Origin of the sequence: Azospirillum soli (assembly GCF_017876165.1) — a bacterium.
Classification (GTDB): Bacteria; Pseudomonadota; Alphaproteobacteria; order Azospirillales; family Azospirillaceae; genus Azospirillum; species Azospirillum soli.
Genome location: NZ_JAGINQ010000026.1, coordinates 43,644 through 62,291 on the forward strand (window position 1 = coordinate 43,644; position 18,648 = coordinate 62,291).

Annotated in this window: 12 protein-coding genes; 9 read left to right on the forward strand and 3 right to left on the reverse strand. The window is 67.4% G+C overall.

Going from position 1 to position 18,648, the window contains the following annotated elements:
- The first annotated feature begins 92 nt into the window (after positions 1 to 92).
- A complete protein-coding gene (gene cysD, locus J2852_RS26965; protein ID WP_209881663.1) occupies positions 93 to 1,019 on the forward strand; it encodes a sulfate adenylyltransferase subunit CysD in 927 nt (308 codons plus the stop codon).
- Positions 1,019 to 2,929, forward strand: coding sequence for a sulfate adenylyltransferase subunit CysN (gene cysN / locus J2852_RS26970; protein WP_209881665.1), 1,911 nt, complete (start codon positions 1,019 to 1,021; stop codon positions 2,927 to 2,929). The genes cysD and cysN overlap by 1 nt, the downstream gene beginning before the upstream one ends.
- 201 nt (positions 2,930 to 3,130) lie before the next feature.
- Here cysN and J2852_RS26975 read toward each other — a convergent pair whose 3' ends face one another.
- The 3 genes from J2852_RS26975 to J2852_RS26985 all read right to left on the reverse strand — a co-directional run bounded on the left by J2852_RS26975 (position 3,131) and on the right by J2852_RS26985 (position 8,139).
- Positions 3,131 to 3,913 (reverse strand): sulfotransferase family protein, encoded by a 783-nt coding sequence (locus J2852_RS26975; RefSeq protein ID WP_209881667.1) that lies wholly within the window; start codon positions 3,911 to 3,913, stop codon positions 3,131 to 3,133.
- Between the two features lie 22 nt (positions 3,914 to 3,935).
- Positions 3,936 to 4,769, reverse strand: a complete 834-nt coding sequence (locus J2852_RS26980) for an ABC transporter permease (protein ID WP_209881669.1) — start codon at positions 4,767 to 4,769, stop codon at positions 3,936 to 3,938.
- Positions 4,770 to 4,953: 184 nt separating this feature from the next.
- Positions 4,954 to 8,139 carry a DUF4347 domain-containing protein gene (locus tag J2852_RS26985; RefSeq protein ID WP_209881671.1) on the reverse strand — a complete coding sequence of 1,062 codons (3,186 nt, stop codon included), beginning with the start codon at positions 8,137 to 8,139 and terminating at the stop codon, positions 4,954 to 4,956.
- Positions 8,140 to 8,602: 463 nt separating this feature from the next.
- Here J2852_RS26985 and J2852_RS26990 point away from each other — a divergent pair, with 463 nt between their 5' ends.
- From J2852_RS26990 to J2852_RS27020, 7 genes are all read left to right on the forward strand, one after another.
- Positions 8,603 to 11,662, forward strand: a complete 3,060-nt coding sequence (locus J2852_RS26990) for a NosD domain-containing protein (protein ID WP_209881673.1) — start codon at positions 8,603 to 8,605, stop codon at positions 11,660 to 11,662.
- Between the two features lie 171 nt (positions 11,663 to 11,833).
- Positions 11,834 to 12,649, forward strand: a complete 816-nt coding sequence (locus J2852_RS26995; protein ID WP_209881675.1) for an ABC transporter permease — start codon at positions 11,834 to 11,836, stop codon at positions 12,647 to 12,649.
- A 4-nt stretch (positions 12,650 to 12,653) separates the two neighbouring features.
- Positions 12,654 to 13,457, forward strand: coding sequence for an ABC transporter ATP-binding protein (locus J2852_RS27000; protein ID WP_209881677.1), 804 nt, complete (start codon positions 12,654 to 12,656; stop codon positions 13,455 to 13,457).
- 140 nt (positions 13,458 to 13,597) lie between these two features.
- A complete protein-coding gene (locus tag J2852_RS27005) occupies positions 13,598 to 14,971 on the forward strand; it encodes a glycosyltransferase (RefSeq protein WP_209881678.1) in 1,374 nt (457 codons plus the stop codon).
- A gap of 73 nt (positions 14,972 to 15,044) precedes the next feature.
- A complete protein-coding gene (locus J2852_RS27010) occupies positions 15,045 to 16,145 on the forward strand; it encodes a glycosyltransferase family 4 protein (RefSeq protein WP_209881680.1) in 1,101 nt (366 codons plus the stop codon).
- A 119-nt stretch (positions 16,146 to 16,264) separates the two neighbouring features.
- Positions 16,265 to 17,566 carry a nucleotide sugar dehydrogenase gene (locus J2852_RS27015; RefSeq protein ID WP_209881683.1) on the forward strand — a complete coding sequence of 434 codons (1,302 nt, stop codon included), beginning with the start codon at positions 16,265 to 16,267 and terminating at the stop codon, positions 17,564 to 17,566.
- A gap of 13 nt (positions 17,567 to 17,579) precedes the next feature.
- Positions 17,580 to 18,332, forward strand: coding sequence for a glycosyltransferase family 2 protein (locus tag J2852_RS27020; RefSeq protein WP_209881685.1), 753 nt, complete (start codon positions 17,580 to 17,582; stop codon positions 18,330 to 18,332).
- Positions 18,333 to 18,648 lie beyond the last annotated feature (316 nt).

Sequence of the window (18,648 nt, forward strand, 5' to 3'; positions counted from 1 at the left end):
CACAAGGCCGCGCGCAACCGCCTCTTCACCATCGTTGGGCGATGCTCCTCCGTCCCGGATCGGGCGTCGAACTCCGCTGCACCAGGGTCATCATGCCGGCTTCACTCGCTCTTCCTCCCCATCGGCTCACGCACCTGCAGCGTCTTGAGGCCGAAAGCATCCACATCATGCGCGAGGTCGCGGCCCAATTCCGCAACCCCGTCATGTTGTATTCCATCGGCAAGGACAGCTCGGTGATGCTGCACCTGGCGATGAAGGCTTTCCACCCGTCGAAGCCGCCCTTCCCGCTGATGCACGTGGATACCACCTGGAAATTCCGCGAGATGATCGCGTTCCGCGACCAGAGGGTGAAGGATCTGGGGCTGGATCTCATCGTCCACATCAACGAGGACGGCGTGCGGCAGGGCATCGGCCCCTTCACCCACGGGTCGGCCGTGCACACCGACGTGATGAAGACGCAGGGGCTGAAGCAGGCGCTCGACAAACACGGCTTCGACGCGGCCTTCGGCGGTGCCCGCCGCGACGAGGAGAAGTCCCGCGCCAAGGAACGCATCTTCTCCTTCCGCACCTCGACCCACCGCTGGGACCCGAAGAACCAGCGGCCGGAGCTGTGGAACCTCTACAACGGCCGCATCGACAAGGGCGAGAGCATCCGCGTCTTCCCGCTGTCGAACTGGACCGAGCTGGACATCTGGCAATACATCTACCAGGAGAACATCCCGGTGGTGCCGTTGTACTTCGCCAAGCCGCGCCCGGTGGTGAAGCGCGACGGCGCGCTGATCCTGGTGGACGACGACCGGCTGCCGCTGAACCCCGGCGAGGTGCCGGAGATGACATGGGTGCGCTTCCGCACGCTCGGCTGCTACCCGCTGACCGGTGCCGTGGAGAGCCGCGCCACCACCCTGGCGGAGGTCATCCGCGAGATGTTGCTGGCGACCACCTCGGAGCGGCAGGGCCGCGTCATCGACCAGGACGCCGCCGCCTCGATGGAGATCAAGAAGCAGGAAGGGTATTTCTGATGCCGCACGACCACACCGCCGCCGCCGAGGCGATCGCCCAGGTCGAGGAGTATCTGCGCGGCCAGGAGAACAAGGACCTGCTGCGCTTCATCACCTGCGGGTCGGTGGACGACGGCAAGTCGAGCCTGATCGGCCGCCTGCTCTACGACTGCAAGCTGCTGTTCGAAGACCAGCTGGCCAGCCTGGAAAAGGACAGCGGCCGCTTCGGCACGACCGGATCCGGCAAGCTGGATCTGGCGCTTCTGGTGGACGGGCTGGCCGCCGAGCGCGAGCAGGGCATCACCATCGACGTCGCCTACCGCTTCTTCACCACCGACAAGCGCAAGTTCATCGTCGCCGACACCCCCGGCCACGAGCAGTACACCCGCAACATGGCGACCGGCGCCTCGACCGCCGACGCGGCCGTGCTGCTGGTGGACGCGCGCAAAGGCGTGCTGACCCAGACGCGCCGGCACAGCACCATCGTCTCGCTGCTCGGCATCCGGCACGTCGTGCTGGCGGTCAACAAGATGGACATGGTCGATTGGGACCGCGCGGTGTTCGAGCGGATCGCCGACGACTACCGCGCCTTCGCCCACGGGCTCGGCATCCGCGACGTCGCCTGCATCCCCGTGTCGGCCCTGACCGGCGACAACGTCACCACGCCCTCGGCCAATATGGACTGGTACAAGGGGCCGACGCTGCTCGCCCAGCTGGAGACGATGGAGGTGTCCAGCGACGCGCTGAACCGGCCCTTCCGCCTGCCGGTGCAGTGGGTCAACCGCCCCGACCAGCATTTCCGTGGCTTCTCCGGCACCATCGCCGGCGGCACCGTGCGGCCCGGCGATCCGGTCGCGATCCTGCCCAGCGGGCGGACCACCACGGTGTCGCGCGTCGTCACCATGGACGGCGACCTTGAGGAAGGTGTGGCCGATCAGGCCGTCACCCTGGTCCTGGCCGAGGAGGTGGACGTGTCACGCGGCGACGTGATCGCCGCCGCCGACGCGCGGCCGGAGGTCGCCGACCAGTTCGCCGCCCACATCGTGTGGATGAGCGAGCAGCCGCTGCTGCCCGGCCGCTCCTACCTGCTGCGCCTCGGCACCAGCACGGTCGGCGCCCAGGTGACCGAGCTGAAGCACGTGCTGAACGTCAACACGCAGGAGCACGTCGCGGCCAAGCACCTCGACCTCAACGCGGTCGGCCTGTGCAACGTGGCGCTCGACCGGCCGGTACCGTTCGACGCCTACGCCGACAACCGCGCGACGGGCAGCTTCGTGCTGATCGACCGCATCAGCAACGCCACGGTCGGCTGCGGCATGATCGACTTCGCGCTGCGCCGCGCGTCGAACATCCACTGGCAGCCGATGAAGGTGGACAAGGCCGCGCGCGGCGCGCTGAACGGGCAGAAGCCCTGCGTGCTGTGGTTCACCGGCCTGTCCGGCTCGGGCAAGTCCACCATCGCCGATCTGGTGGAGCAGGAGCTGCACCGCCGTGGCCGCCGGACCATGAGCCTGGACGGCGACAACGTCCGCCACGGCCTCAGCCGTGATCTGGGCTTCACCGACGAGGACCGGGTGGAGAACATCCGCCGCGTGTCGGAGGTGGCGAAGCTGATGGTGGACGCCGGCCTGATCGTGCTGGTCAGCTTCATCTCCCCCTTCCGCAGCGAGCGCCGCACTGCGCGCGAACTGATGGAGCAGGGCGAGTTCCTGGAGATCTTCGTGGACGCCCCGCTGGAGGTCTGCGAGGCCCGCGATCCCAAGGGCCTCTACCGCAAGGCGCGCGCCGGCCAGCTGCCGCACTTCACGGGCCTCGGCAGCTCCTACGAGCCGCCCGAGGCACCGGAACTGCACCTGAACAGTGCGGACGAGACGCCGGAGCGGCTCGCCGCCCGTGTCGTCGCCGCTCTGGAAGAGCGGGGGATGATCTAAAGCGAATTTGCATTCGCTTTAGATTCATATGGCCTCATGTGCCGGCTCTCAGCGGATGCCTGTGGCATCCGCCTGCCGCCAGCGGGAACTTCGTTCCCGCGAGAGGCCGGGCTTTGGCCGCCAAGGTCTGAACAGAAGGCTGGCGGCCGGGACCGCCGTCGCGGTCCCAAGCGGATTGAAATCCGCTTTAGCGACTGGGGATCAGCGGTAGCGGTGGGCCTGCGCGGAGAGCCAGACGCGCAGGCGTTGCCGCGGGGTGAGCGCCGGGGCCCCACCGTCGAGCCAGCGTGACAGGTCGCGGCCCAGATAGGCGGCCAGGCTGTCGATCTTCGGCCGGTACATCCGCTCCAGATAGTGGCGCAGCGTCGGCCGCATCGGGTGGCCGGAGCCGACGTTGTGCGGGGTAGACAGGGATTCGTCCGGGATCCCGTCATAGTGGGCCGGATCGATGCCGAGATGCGCGCAGCAGCGCCGCAGCACGCCGCGCGGGTCGGTGACGATGTCGTCGAACGTCTCGACATGAATCTGCTCGGCCGGATAATGGCTGCGCCACACCCTCAGGCAGCTTTCATAGTCGCCCCGGCTGGCCGAACCGCGGGCGTTGAAATGGTCGATGAACCAAGCGTCGGACGCTTCCTCGATGGTCATCTCCGCGCGCGGCAGCGCCATCAGCGCCGACGACCAGGCCCGCTCGATCGGGTTGCGGATCAGGTAGAAAAGGCGGATGTCCGGAAACTCGCGGTGAATTTCCGCGACCTTGCCGCTGTCCAGGATGCCGTAGGCCGGCGTGATCTCCCCGGCGCGGGTTCCGGCCGGAGCCGGGGCGAATTGCGCCCGGTACCAGTCGAGTCCGCGATCCCGATGCCAGTCCCAGAAATGCAGTTCCTTCTCTTCCGTCAGGAAGATCGAGGGGTGTTTCTTGAAGTTGAAGTAAAGCCATGTGGTGCCCGACTTCTGGGCGCCAATGCCAAGGAACTGAAGCATGGAGACGTTTCCGGGGAGGCGTTCACATCACGTCGGCGAAGGCGGCGCGGGTGCGGTTGAACCAGTAAAGACCGCCCCAGGCGACCAGGGTGGCGACCACGGTGTAGGCGGCCAGCAGCCCCCAGTCCGGCATGGTCCCCCAGATGACCAGGGCGCGGGCCTGCTCGACCGGGATCGTCAACGGGTTGAGGAACAGAAGCTGGCGCAGCGGTTCAGGGATCGAGCTAGCCGGGAACAGGATCGGGCTGAGGAAGAGAAGCAGGGTCGTCACCGGCGGCACGACCTGCCCGATGTCGCGCAGGAACACGCCGATCGACGACAGGAACCAGACCAGCCCCAAGGCCAGCATCGTCAGGGGCAGAAGCACCAGCGGCAGCAGAAGGACCGTCCATTGGATCGTCCCCTGCACCAGCACATAGATGACGAGCAGCGCCACGAAGCTGACCGCGCTGTGGAACAGGGCGGACCCGATGGTGCTCCAGCCGAGGATTTCCAGCGGGAAGACGACCCGCTTCACCAGATTGGCGTTGCCCAGGATCAGGCCCGGCGCCCGGCCGATGCATTCCGCCAGGAAGCCGTGCAGGATCAGGCCCACGAACAGGATCAGCGCGAAGCTGCCGTGTCCGTCCGTCACCACCGTCGCCCGTTCCGGGGCGGCCGCGCTCCAGCGGGCCTGGAACATGACCCCGAACACCAGCGTGTAGAGCGCCAGCATGACGAGCGGGGTCAGGAACGACCACAGCAGGCCGGCGGCCGAGCCGCGGTACCGGCCCGCGATGTCGCGCCAGGTGAGCTGGCGGACGAGATAGTGGTTATGGAGCAGACTGAAAGGGATGCGCAGAAGGCTCTGGAACATCGAAGGCAATCAAAATGGAAAGGACAACGGCCGCGCAGCGCGCGGCGCGGCCGACCCTAACACGCCTTCCACGCCTCCGTACACCGGCGAGCACCGCTCCCGTTTCCCATGCAAAACAGGACGGGCGGATGACGATGTCCGTCATCCGCCCGCCCGTGAGCCGTCCTTTCAGGGTCTGGCCGGATCAGCCGAAGATGACCCAGTCGGTTGAGAACTGCTCCCTGCGGACACCGGCCAGGGTCACGTTGTGGGTGTCGGAGAAGACGATGACCGCCTCGCCGGCCCCGTTGGCGGTGACGCTGTAGGCCTGACCGGGGGTGAGGCCGATGCGGTCGCCGTCGGCACCGGTGAAGTCGGTGATGCGGTCGGCGCCGCCGCCGGTGGCGAAGATGAAGACGTCGGCCCCGGCCCCGCCGGTCAGCGTGTCGTTGCCCGCGTCGCTCACCAGCAGGTCGTTGCCGAGGTCGCCGAACAGCGCGTCGTCACCGTCCCCGCCGAACAGGGTGTCGTTCCCGCTGCCGCCGAACAGGGTGTCGGTGCCGGCGTTGCCGAACAGCAGGTCCTGGCCGGCGTTGCCGAAGACGAGGTCGTTGCCCTCGCCGCCGGACAGAGCGTCGCTGTCGCCGCCGCCGGCCACCGTGTCGTTGCCGAGATCGCCCACGACCACGTCGGCCCCGTCGTCGCCGCTCAACAGGTCGTCGTCGCGGCCGCCGAACAGAACGTCGTCGCCGCGCCCGCCGTACATCTGGTCGGCCCCGGCGTTGCCGAACAGGATGTCGTTGCCCGCGTTGCCGAAGGTCATGTCGCTGCCGGCCCCGCCGAACAGCGTGTCGGTGTCCGCGCCGCCCTGGATGTTGCCGTCACCATTGTCGCTGACGACCATGTTCTTGCCGGCGCCGCCGAGCACCTGCACGTTGCCGATCACCGTGGCGAAGTCGACGCCGTCGAGCTGGATGGCCGTCCCGGCCGGCAGGCCCCGGCCGTCGATGACCAGCGCTTCCGATGTCCCGCCGTCGGTGCCCTGAATAAGGATCGGACCCGATCCGATGGACGAAGCACCCGGCGTGAGATTGGGGGTGATGGTGCGCACGACCACGCCGCTGCCGGCCGGCAGGGTCGCCGCGTAGGTGTTGATCGCCGTGGCGATGGCCGGGTCGCCGCTCAGCCCGGCGGTGGCCGAGTTCAGCGCGGCGGCGACGCCGGCCGCGCCGACCGGGGCCTGTGGCCCGGTGGAGGTCAGCCCGATGCCGGCCGGCAGGGTGGCGTTCAGCGTACCCGCGCTGTCCAGGGCGACCGGGGTGCCGTTACCCGAGACGATGGACACCGATCCGGCCGTGTCGGTGCCGGTCGGAGGGGTCGGCGTGCCCGACCCGCCACCGCTGCTGTTGTCGCTGCCGCCCCCGGAGACCGGCGGCGGAGGCGGCGGCGGGGGAGGAGGGGGCGGAGGCGGGGGCGGGGGCGGGGGAGGAGAAACCACCACATCGTCGTTCTGGATCACGCCCTGGGCCGTCGCCGTGGTGATGGTGGCGCCGTCCGTCGCGTTGGAGAGGGTCAGGGTGAAGCCCTCGTCCTCCTCCACGATGGTGTCGGCGGTCACGTCGACGGTGATGGTCTTGGTGGTCTCGCCGGCCAGGAAGTCCACGGTGCCGCCCGGCAGTGTCCCGCCGAAGTCGGCGGCGTTGGCCGGGTTGGTGCCCGAACCGGTGACCGCCCAGTCCACGGAGCCCGCGGCGCTGGTGTCGCCCGAGCGGGTGACGGTGAAGGTGAAGGGCGTGGTGCCGGTGGAGCCTTCCACCTTGTTGGCGTCGGTCGCGGCGATGGCCAGTTCCGGCTGGGCCGCCTGGGCGTCGCCGATCACGATCTCGTTGCCGGACAGTGTGAACTGGCTGCGCTCGAAGGTGCCGTTCAGGGTGATGTCGATGTCGCTGCCGGCCACGCTGTCCATGCCGATGTGCAGCACGGTGTTGCCGTCCACCGTCTCGATCTGGATCTGGTTGGCGCCGAGCGCCGCGCCGTCGCCGGTCCCGATCGAACCGCTGAAGGCCGCGTTCTCGAAGATGATGGTCGAGATCGCATCGGTCCCGGCCTGCCCCTGGCCGAGGGTCACCTGGATCGGCCCATCGCCCGTGATGGCGCCCGTGATGGCCAGATTCTCGACGCTGGTCAGCGTCATGCCGGAAAGATCGAACGACGTGCCGCCGAAGTAGGTCGCCCCGCTGTCGGGGTTGATCAGGGTGCGGGTGGTGATCTCCAGCGTGTCGGTCCCGGCGCCGCCGTCGAAGCGCGTGGTCCCGGCGCCCCAGGTGCTGTTGATGATGTAGCGGTCGTTGCCGGCACCGCCGTCGAGGATGTCGGCCTGCGCCTCGCCGTCGTACTCGCCGGTGCCCCAGGCGACTTCGCCCGCGTAGATGGTATCGTCGCCGTCGCCGCCGTAGACGGTGTCGGCGCCGTAGTCCGTGTAGATCAGGTCGTTGCCGGTGTTGCCGTAGATGCGGTCGTCGCCGCCCATGCCGAGCAGCGTGTCGGCGCCGTCGTTGCCGTACAGGAGGTCGTTGTCGGCCAGGCCGACCACGCGGTCGTCGCCATCGCCGCCGTACAATGTGTCGTCGCCGTCCGCGGCTTCCAGCGTGTCGTTGCCGCCCAGGCCGTATTCGATGTCGTTGCCGGCGTGGCCACGGAACCAGTTGTCGTTGTCGTCGCCGTACAGGGTGTCGTCACCGCCGCCGCCGGCGATACGCTCGACGCTGGTGTAGGTGTCGCCCGCCGCGTAGCCGGTGTTGCGCGTCGGGTCGGCGAGGTCGATCAGCACCGGCGCGTTGCCGAGGGTGATGTAGTCGACCTCGTCGAACTCTTCGTCGGTCCCTTCGAAGTTCTGGGGACCCGGCTGGACCGGAAGGATCGCCAGCGTGTGCGCCCAGGCCACCGGAGCGGCAAAGGCCGGCAGCGCCTCAACCGGCGCGGTCGCCGCGTCGAGGGTCCAGGAGCCGCCCAGCTCCGCCGCGCCGACAAGACTGGTGGAGGCGGCGATGGCGGCGCCGGTCGCCGCGGCGAACCGGTCGAGGAAGAGACGCCCGGCGTCACCCTCGGCGACGTGGCAGGCGTGGATCAGGATTTCGGTGCCCGACGCGTCCGGCCAGGCACGGTCGAGGAGGGAGCGGGCGTTGATCGGGTTGGCGCCCAGCAGCACTTCGCCCGGCCGACCGTGCGCCAGAAGATGAACGGCCTTGGGGTGCAGCAAAAGCGCGTCGCGCAGAACGTCATGGGCGTCCTCCCCTGAGGATACCGGGATGACCCGGACGCCAGGGCGTCTTTGTTCGAGCAGCCGCTCGATATCGGCAAGGCTGGAGTCCGCGATCAAGATTTCGAGCACCGCACATTCCTCCTGGTAAAAGCGTTGCCTGCCATGAAAGCGAGCATGATTATTGGCCGAAATATTCGGCCGAACTTGGTCGGGCAGTCTTAATTATGAAGAGGTTCAGAAGGTATGATCGGGCGACGGTTTCAACAATCTCTGAAATAGCGTTAGCCCCAGCATCGATTGAGGATATCGATACCATGTTATTTTTACATAGCCGGTGATGATTTCGATAATCTGTGGCTGTCTTTTTTTGCCAACGGAGAATTCGGATACATGATGGGATTACCCAGGGATGGGAATCTCACACGGGCCGGGAGTGGAAACGTTCCAACGGGGTGCTTCGCAAAGCGCGCTCTGGCCGCAATGTCTAAAATTTATCACGAGCTTGGCCTAACTGCCTTCTTCCCCGCCGCCCTACCCTCGTTCGGGTTACCACCTTCGCGAGCCCCGCTCGCCAAGTCACGACGGTGCGGGAATGTCCGAAAACGCGGTCTCTTATCCTGGTTTCCCGGCGCCGATGGAGGCCGTGCGGGAGCCGGCCTATTTCGTCGCGGTCAACGGGAACGACTCTTGGTCGGGGCGCCTCGCCGTCCCCAACGCCGACGGCACCGACGGTCCCCTGGCCAGTCTGGAGCGGGCGCGCGACCTGATGCGCGCGACCTCCATCGATGTGACCTACGTGCGCGGCGGCACCTATCGTCTGGGCCGCACGCTGGAACTGACCTCGGCCGACAACGGCGTCACCTTCATTGGCTATCCGGGCGAGACGGCGGTGCTCAGCGGTGGGGAGGCGGTCACCGGCTTCCAAAATGAGGGGAACGGGATCTTCTCGGCGGCGCTCGGCCGGGCGAGCGACCTCGACCTCATCGTCGGCGGGGTGCGCCAGCGGGTGGCCCAGTCGGGCGATTGGGACCCGGCGAACCCGACGCGGTCCGGCTGGCTGGTCGCCGAGGGAGCGGGCAGCAAGACGGCGCTGAAGTTCCGGACGGGCGACATCCAGCCCGGCGACGTGACCGCCGGCACCAAGATCCAGACCTTCAACACCGACCGCCTTGCCGACAGCATCGTCGAGGTGCAAAGCGTCGATTTCACCACCAACACCATCACCTTCAAAAGCCCCGTCTGGTACCAGGTCCAGACCGGCGGCACCTACCGGCTGCTGAACAGCCCGGCGCTGCTGCGCGACGCGGGCGAGTTCGCGTGGCGGGCGTCCGACGGCCGGCTGGTCGTCAAGCCGGAGGCCCCCGCGACCTTCGAGCAGGAGGGCGTGGTGGTGCCGCGCCTCGGCACGCTGGTGCGGATGACCGGGACCAGCAACGCCACGCTGTTCGGCCTGACCTTCACCGAGACGCCGCTGAACGGCAACACGGTGGAACTGATCGGGGCGAACGGCAACCGCATCGGCGGCAACCACTTTGTCAACGCCGGCAACGGGCTGCGGCTGTCCGGTTCGTCCGCCAACTATATCGACGGCAACGTGATGGAGCATCTGGCCGGCACGGGCATGGACCTGTCCGCCCGCTCCAACGACAACACGGTCACCGGCAACCTCATCCGCGACGTCGGCGAGATCGCCAAGTACGTCTCCGGCATCACCGGCAACGGCATCGACCGCAACACCTTCTCGCACAACGAGATCGACGGCAGCCCAAGCTACGGCATCTCCATCAAGGACTGGAACGCCAACAACGCCAACACCGGCAACGTCATCGAATACAACCGCATCACCCGGACCGGGCTGGAGACCGCCGACAGCGCCGCCATCGAGATGCTGGGCCGTTCCAACAACAACGCGGCGGCGGTGATCCGGGGCAACTGGATCGACGGGGTCACCGGCCTCGCCACCGGCGCCGACGGGTCCTGGGTGGTGGGCCACAAGAGCTTCGGCGTCTATCTGGACGACCAGACCAACGGGGTCACGGTCACCGACAACTTCATCCGGGGCACCGGCTGGGCCAGCGTGTTCATCCACGGCGGCGACAACAACCGGGTCACCAACAACCTCAGCGTCATGGGCTCCAACCGCGAGGAGATGATCCGCGTGGAATGGGTGCCGAGCGCTGGGGACGCCGGCCTGCCGCGCAACAACAGCATCACCGGCAACATCGCCTACGGCGCCGTGCCGGTGGACGATTATTGGGAGCTGTACACCGCCGGCCAGCCCACCATCACCGGCAACCTCGTCGCCAACAGCCCGGCCTACAACGGCGGCGACCTGCGCGCCGACCCGCTGTTCGTGAACGCGGCGGCGGGGGACTTCCGCCTGGGGGCCGGCTCGCCGGCCTTCGGTTTGGGCATCCATGAGCTGCCTTGGGGGCAGATGGGGCGCAACAATTACGTCGCGCGCAACGCGCTGCCCGCTCCCCTGCCCCCGGCCACCCCCACCGACGTTTCCATCATTCCCGTTCCGACCGCCCCACCCCCTTTGCCGCCCGCTCCGGCATCCGGGGGAGGAGGAAGTTCCGGAAGTGGTTCGGGCGGCACGACCGTGGTCTCACCCCCGACACCGCGTCCGCTTCCGATGCCGGACAATTCGATGGTCGTGGCCGCAGGCATGGCTTCCGCGGGAATGATCAACGCGGCGGCGGAACTCGGCGTGGCCGAAGCCGGCCTTGGCGCCGCCGTGGGCGCCTTCGCCGACCGGCTGGGGGCGGGCAGCGCCATCACCGTGCGCACTGTGCAGCCCAGGGGCGCGGTCGCGCTCGGCGGCGATGCGGCCACGGCCCTGCTGGTCGATGGGCGCGCCCTGCCGGCGGGCGTGCCGGTGCAGATCGATCATGCCGGTTTTGCCGCTCTGATCGGTTCCATCCAAGTCATCGGAGGCGCCGGGAACAACCATTTCGCCGGGTTCGGGGGCTCGCAAACGGTGTTCGCCGGGGTCGGCGACGACATCGCCCAAGGGGGTGACGACTTCGACATCCTGTTCGGCAACACGGGCAACGATGCGCTGTTCGGCAACGCCGGGGCCGACCTGCTGTTTGGCGGGCGCGGCGACGATGTGCTGTTCGGCGGCCGCGACAACGACGCGCTGAGCGGCGACGACGGCTCCGACGTGGTCGCGGGCGACGCGGGCGACGACACGGTGGCCGGCGGCGGTGACAGCGACGCCCTGTCCGGCGGCGACGGCAACGACCTCGTCTTCGGCAACGCCGGCCAGGACCTGCTGTTCGGCAACGCCGGCACCGACACCCTGTTCGGCGGCGGTGGCGACGACACCCTGTTCGGCGGGGCGGGCGACGACGCGCTGTTCGGCGACCTCGGCAACGACCGGCTGGCGGGCGACGCGGGCAACGACACGCTGACCGGCGGAGCCGGGGCCGACGTCTTCGTCTTTTCCACCGGGGGCGGCGCCGACCGCATCACCGACTTCACCGGTGCCGACGGCGACCGCATCGGCCTCACCCCCGGTCAGGCCTACAGCGTCACCGCCAACGGCGCCGGCGAGGCCGTCATCGTCTTTTCCGACACCCACACCGTCACCTTGGCCGGTGTCCGCAGGGAGCAGTTCTCGACCGACTGGATCATCTTCGGCTGAAGTCGGGCATGGCACGGACGCCGCGATAGTGCGTGACAGCCACATCCGTCTAGAGTACCACAATGCCACTTGGCCGATACGCCTGATACCCAATGAGGAAAGGGGGCATCGCGTTGGATTGCGCTCCCATGCCTTGCCTTCATACTGCCTTCACGCCCGCATGATTCGCCGATGAGCCTTCTGTTCGACTCTGCCGACCGCAGCCAGACCGCGCGTGCCCGCGAAGACCTTTTCCAAGGTGTGACGAGCTGGTCGCTGTGGGGCATGCTGGGCTGGCATGACATCAAGAAGCGTTACCGGCGTTCGGTGCTCGGGCCGTTCTGGCTGACCATCAGCATGGCTGTGCTGGTCGCCTGCCTGGGCTTCATCTACGGGTCCCTGTTCCGCTTCCCGCTTGCCGACTATCTGCCCTTCCTCGCCCTGGGGCTGGCCATCTGGAACTTCGTCGCCGCCATCCTGACCGAAGGCTGCCAAAGTTTTCTGGAGTTCGAGAGCCTCATAAAGCATGTGCGCATGCCGCTGTCGGTCCATGTGCTGCGCGTCATCTGGCGCAACCTGATCATTCTCGGCCACAACGCCGTGATCTTCATCGTCATGGCGCTGTGGCTCGGTCTGTGGCCGGGGATGAGCGGGCTTCTGTTTCTGCCGGGTCTGTTCCTTCTGCTGGTCAACGCCATGTGGATCGCCTTGGCGCTGGGCATCGCCTGCGCGCGTTTCCGCGACGTTCAGCCGATTGCCGCCAGCGTGGTCCAGCTGCTGTTCTTCGTCACGCCGGTCATGTGGAAGCCGGAATTGATGGGCGAGCGTCAATGGATGATCGCGCTCAATCCGATCTACTATCTGATCGAAGTCGTCCGTGGCCCGCTGCTGGGGGAGGCGTTGGCGCCTTCCGTCTGGGCGACGGCCGTGCTGATCACGGTTCTGGGCTGGTCGGCCACCTTCGCCATCTATGTCCGGTTCCGCAAACGCATCGCTTATTGGCTGTAGACCCGTGGCTAAGATTCACCTCGATCAGGTCTCCGTCGAATTCGTCATCTATCAGGGCAGCGGACGCTCCCTGAAGAAGACCCTGCTTCACTCTTCGACCAGCGGGATCATCCGGCACGACGCGCAGCACCGCATCCAGGTGAACGCGCTCAACAAGGTGTCCTTGCATCTGGATCATGGCGACCGGCTGGGGCTGATCGGCGGCAACGGCGCGGGCAAGACGACGCTGCTGCGAACCTTGGCCGGGGTGTATGAGCCGACCACCGGACGGGTCCGGGTCGAAGGGCAGGTGACGCCTCTGTTCGACCTGTCGATCGGCTTCGATGGAGATGCGTCCGGCTACGACAACATCCGCATGCGGGCGGCCTATCTCGGCGTCTCGAACGAAGAGATCGAGAGCAAGATGGACGACATCGCCGCCTTCACCGAACTGGGCGGCCATCTGGATCTGCCGGTGCGGACCTATTCGGCGGGCATGATGCTTCGTCTGGCCTTCGGCGCGGCCACGGCCATCGACGCGGAAATTCTGCTGATGGACGAATGGATCGCGGTGAGCGACGCGCAATTCCTGGAAAAGGCCGAACGCCGGGCCGAGGAGTTCGTCAGCCGCGCCAGCATCCTGGTGGTCGCCTCGCACGTCGAAAGCGTGCTGCGCCGCCTGTGCAACAAGCTGCTGTGGCTTGAGAACGGGCGCGTCGTCACGATCGGCCCGGTGGACGAGGTGCTGAACCTCTACCACAAGCGCATGGGCAGCAACGCCAACGCTTTGAGCCGCAGCCTGGAGCCTTCCGACCGGCAGGCCATGTAACGTTCTGGGTAACGTTCTGGCGCCACCCCGCAAAGCCCCTAAGAAGGCGCATGTTGAACAGCGACGCAACCCTTACGCCGGCCGGGGTGAGCACGACAGGGCGTTCCAGTTCCTTGTCCGATCTGCGCCTGGATGGGACCGTGCCCACGCACGTGGATTCCCGCCAGGATTTCACATGGCTCTTTTCCGGTTGGGCCTACCGGCCCAGCGCCGGTCTCAACGGGGCCGTTCTGTCGGTCGGCCAAGCCGCCTTCACCGCGCACGCCCCGCTCGTTCGCCTTGACGCCGAGGCCGCGCTGACGGAACGCGGCGCGGCACCGGGAATTCCCGCCTGCGGTTTCGCTGGCCTCGCTTCTCTGCCCGCCGGTTTCTCTGGACAGGATCTAGAGATCTCTCTGCGGCTTGACTGGGACGATGGCGAACGGGAGGTTCGGCCGCTCGGTACCTTTGGAACGGTGCGGGAAGAGGCGCCGGAGCGGACCCCAGCCAACCGTCTGGTGGCGGTCTGTATGGCCACCTACAATCCCGATCCCGAACTGTTCCAGGCGCAGGTCGCCTCGCTCGTCGCCCAGACGCATCGAAACTGGATCTGCCTGATCCAGGACGACGGCTCGTCCGAGGAGCGGTGGCGGGAGATCGTCGCCGCAACCGCCGGGGACGCCCGTTTCCAGCTCGACCGGAATCCCACCAATCTGGGCTTTTACCGGAACTTTGAGCGCAGCTTGTCCCGCGTCCCCGCCGACGCCGCCTTCGTCGCCTTTTCCGACCAGGACGACGCCTGGTATCCGGACAAGCTGAGGCGCCTGATCGAACCGCTGGAGGCCGGCGCGGTCCTGGCCTTCTCCGACATGCGCGTCGTGGACCGCCGGGGCGGCGTGCTGTCCGAGGTCTTCTGGCCGGGGCGGCAGGGGCGCCACGACCAGGCCGGGGCCTTGCTGATGGCCAACGTCGTGACCGGCTGCGCCTGCCTGTTCCGCGCCGAACTGCTGAACCGGGCGCTGCCCTTCCCGCAGGTCAAGCGGTACGCCTACCACGACCATTGGATCGCCTGCTGCGCCGCCGGGGCGGGGCCGGTTGTTTATGTGCCGGAGCCGCTGAGCGATTATGTCCAGCATGGCGGCAACACGCTGGGGTATCGGCGTGCCGGCATCCGGTTGGTCGCCAAGGCGGCGGCGGCGCTCGTCCTGTCGCCGCTGGTTGCCGCCGCCGCCTGCGTTCACGGGGTTCGCCGCCGCTGGGCCGGCGTCTTCCGCCTGCTGGTCGATTCCGCGCGCCAGGAATATCTGGTGCGCGTGGCGTTCGCCGAAGCCCTGCGCCGGCGGGGGCTTCTGCCCGATGGCGCGGACGCCTTTCCGCTCGGCCGGGGAGAAAAGCGTTTCCTCGTCCGGGCCGGGCTGATCCCTGGACGGCGCGGCATTGCCTATCGTGTCACAGCGCTGCGCCTGCTGGCCGGGCTGGCGGTCGAGCGGTTCATGATCCGTCTCACCCGCCGGACGACGTCCGGGTCCCGTTAGGAAGAGTTTGCCAATCCCGCTCGGCCGGCAATCCCGCTCGGCCAGATCCGCGAGCGCCTATGGGGCAGTGTCCATGCGTGTTCTCCTGTTGTCTCGCTATGGCCAGCTCGGCCCGAGCAGCCGCTTGCGGCATTACCAGTTCCTGCCGGCACTGGCGGCGGGGGGGATCGAGGTGGATGTCACCCCCTTGCTGCCCGACCGCTATCTGTCGATGCTCTACGGCGGTGGTGGCCGGTCGCCGGGGCTGGTCGCCCAGGCCTATCTGACCCGCTTGCGCGCCCTGCTGCCGGTCCGCCGCTACGATCTGGTCTGGATCGAGAAGGAGATCCTGCCGTGGCTGCCCTATCCGCTTGAACGGCTGCTGCTGGGCGGCGTCCCCTACGCCGTCGATTTCGACGATGCGTGGTTCCACAAATACGACCGTCACCGGTCCGGCGCGGTTCGCGCCCTGCTCGGCGACAAGCTCGACCGGCTGATGAGCCGCGCGGCGCTGGTCACCGTGGGCAACGACTATCTGGGCAACCGCGCGCGCGCCGCCGGCGCCCGCCGGATCCTGACCCTGCCGACCGTGGTCGATCTGGACCGCTATCCCCTGCACAAGCCCGCAACTGGGAAGGAGCGGGTGACGATCGGCTGGATCGGTTCGCCCAGCACGTCGCCCTACCTCGACCTCGTCCGGGCGCCGCTGGAGGCGATGGTCGCGGAAGGAAGCGCCGAACTGGTGCTGATCGGCGCGGGGAAGAAGGCGCTGTCCGGCCTGCCGGTCCGGCGGCTGGACTGGACCGAAGCCAGCGAGGTGTCCAACATCCTGAGCTTCGACATCGGCATCATGCCGCTGGCCGACACGCCGTGGGAACGCGGGAAGTGCGGCTACAAGCTGATCCAGTACATGGCCTGCGGCCGCCCCGTGGTGGCGAGCCCGGTCGGCGTCAACACCAGCATCGTGGAGCATGGCGTGAACGGCTTCCTCGCCGACACGGAGGCGGAGTGGCGCGAGGCCCTTGGCCGTCTCTGCGCGGATCCTGGCCTGCGGGAGGCCGCCGGGGCGGCGGGGCGGGCCAGGGTGGAGCAACGCTACTGCGTGGACCGGATCGTTCCGCAGCTGATCGACGGGTTGCGCGCCGCCGCCGGGGGGCCTGGACGCCCATGCGTCCGAAGCTCGGCCGGCACATGAGGCCATGTGAATCTAAAGCGAACGCAAGTTCGCTTTATGGCGCAAAAAGCGCAAGAGCCCGCCGGCTCTCTCCAGTATAAGAACCCCACTTCTTTCCTTCTGCCGCGAGATCTTCGACGATGACCCATTCCCGCCGCCTTTCCGTGATCGGTCTTGGCTATGTGGGCCTCCCGGTGGCGGTGTCGTTCGGGCGCGCCGGGTTTCCGGTGGTCGCCTTCGACATCAGCGAGCGGCGGGTGGCCGAACTGGTGGCCGGCACCGACAGCACCGGCGAGGTGGAAGCGGGTACACTCGCCGAAGCGCGGCTGACGCTGACCACCGATCCCGCAGCCCTGCGCGCGGCCGACTTCCACATCGTCACCGTGCCCACCCCCATCAACGACGCCAACCGGCCCGACCTCGGCCCGCTGCTGGCCGCCACGCGCACCGTCGGGCGCCACCTCAAGAAGGGCGACATCGTCGTCTACGAATCCACTGTCTATCCCGGCGCTACGGAGCGCGATTGCGTGCCGGTGCTGGAGGCGGAATCGGGCCTGACCTTCGGGCACGACTTCTCCGTCGGCTACTCCCCGGAACGCATCAACCCGGGCGACCGCGAGCATGGCTTCGAGACGATCACCAAGGTCGTTTCCGGCTCCGACCCCGGGACGCTGGAGGTGGTGGCGGACGTCTATGGCAGCGTGGTCCGGGCGGGCGTGCACAAGGCCCCGTCCATCGCCGTGGCCGAAGCCGCCAAGGTGATCGAGAACACCCAGCGCGACCTCAACATCGCGCTGATGAACGAGTTGGCGATGATCTTCCACCGGCTCGGCATCGACACGCAGGACGTCCTGGCCGCCGCCGGGACCAAGTGGAACTTCCTGCGCTTCGTGCCGGGGCTGGTGGGCGGCCACTGCATCGGCGTCGATCCCTACTATCTGACCCACCGGGCCGAGCAGGTCGGCCACCACCCCGAGGTCATCCTCGCCGGGCGCCGGACCAACGACACCATGGGCCACTACATCGCCCGCGAGACGGTGAAGCGCCTCATGCGCGGCGCCGGGGGGACGCCGGATCCGGAGCAGGCCCTGCGGGTGAGCGTGCTGGGCTTCACCTTCAAGGAGGATGTGCCGGACATCCGCAACACGCGGGTGGTGGACATCGTGCGCGAGTTGGAGAGCTTCGGGATCCCGGTCGGGGTGCACGATCCCATCGCCGAGCCGGCCGACGCGCGGCACGAGTATGGGTTGACGTTGGACGCCCTGGACCGCCTGCCCCCCGCCGACGCGGTCGTGCTGGCCGTGCCGCACGCGGTTTACCGGCAGGCCGGCTGGAACCTGCTGACCCGGCGGCTGAAGGGCGGGCGCGGGCTGGTGGTGGACGTCAAGGGCATCCTCGACCGCGCCGCCGTGCCAGATGGGGTAAGCCTCTGGCGCCTGTAACGGTGCAACCGCCATGACCACCCCGCTCTCCTTCTCGGTCGTCGTTCCGGCCTACAACGTGGCCGGCACCATCGCCAAGACCCTGACCAGCATCCGCGAGGCCGTCGCCTACGCACGGGAAAGGAGCGTGCCGGTCGCGTGCGACGTGATCGTCGTGGACGACTGCTCTACCGACGACAGCGCGGCGGTGGCCCTTGCGCATGACAGTCCGGACTGTCCGGTCCGCGTGATCCATCACCGGAAAAACCAGGGGGCCGGCTGTGCCCGCAACACCGGGGCGGAACAGGCTGCCGGCACGATCCTTTGTTTCCTCGATGCCGATGACCTCTATCTGCCGTCCCATCTCGCGGTGTGCGCCAAGGCGTTCGAACAGCGGCCGGCCATCGACTTCGTCTGCACCCGCTTCACGACCAGCCGACCGATCGATCCAAGTTGGATCCCGGCGATTTCCGCCGCCGCCATCGGTCCCTTCGCCATTCGGCGCGAGGCCCATGCCCGCATCGGCGGTTTCCCGCCCTTGCGCAATTTTGAGGACGTCTTCTACCGCCGCTTGGCAGACAAGGTCCTGGCCGGCTGGTACATCGGCAACGAGACGGCCGTCTATGTCTGGCGGCCGGGAAACTCGTTCGACCGGCAGTTGGCCAAGTTTCAGAAGCCTTGCTCGACCGCCGTTCTGGGAGAGGAGGACCTGCCGCCGGAAGCGGTGATGCGGGACTTCAACCGTCGGCTCGCCAGCCTTTCGGCCGGGATCCGCAACGGCAATTGAGCCCAGGTGACCGGGATGTCCGGGCGCACGGAGATCGGAGCAGCGCATGAAAAGCATCGGTGATATACGCAAAGCACAGCAGTGAATGATGCGCTTACTGAACAGATAGACGCTTCCTTGTCACCCATTGGGCCTTCGACAGAGCATAAGCCTGTCATATTATACAGGTCTGTCGTTAAAGAAGGTGTCCCTCCCCATCCGCCCTGCCGCCTTCGGATGTCTGGAAAAAGGTGCATTACAATGTTTTAATTTGCCTGGTAGGACTGTGGGATAGCCTATACTCGAATTCCAGCATTAGCTTGGGAGCGTTACGCCA

Bases quoted from the DNA above. Each gene is read 5' to 3' on its own strand.
- J2852_RS26995 (WP_209881675.1), top strand. From the start codon at position 11,834: ATGAGCCTTCTGTTCGACTCTGCCGACCGCAGCCAGACCGCGCGTGCC.
- cysN (WP_209881665.1), top strand. From the start codon at position 1,019: ATGCCGCACGACCACACCGCCGCCGCCGAGGCGATCGCCCAGGTCGAG.
- J2852_RS27015 (WP_209881683.1), top strand. From the start codon at position 16,265: ATGACCCATTCCCGCCGCCTTTCCGTGATCGGTCTTGGCTATGTGGGC.
- J2852_RS27020 (WP_209881685.1), top strand. From the start codon at position 17,580: ATGACCACCCCGCTCTCCTTCTCGGTCGTCGTTCCGGCCTACAACGTG.
- J2852_RS27010 (WP_209881680.1), top strand. From the start codon at position 15,045: ATGCGTGTTCTCCTGTTGTCTCGCTATGGCCAGCTCGGCCCGAGCAGC.
- cysD (WP_209881663.1), top strand. From the start codon at position 93: ATGCCGGCTTCACTCGCTCTTCCTCCCCATCGGCTCACGCACCTGCAG.
- J2852_RS26975 (WP_209881667.1), bottom strand. From the start codon at position 3,913: ATGCTTCAGTTCCTTGGCATTGGCGCCCAGAAGTCGGGCACCACATGG.
- J2852_RS26990 (WP_209881673.1), top strand. From the start codon at position 8,603: ATGTCCGAAAACGCGGTCTCTTATCCTGGTTTCCCGGCGCCGATGGAG.
- J2852_RS26980 (WP_209881669.1), bottom strand. From the start codon at position 4,769: ATGTTCCAGAGCCTTCTGCGCATCCCTTTCAGTCTGCTCCATAACCAC.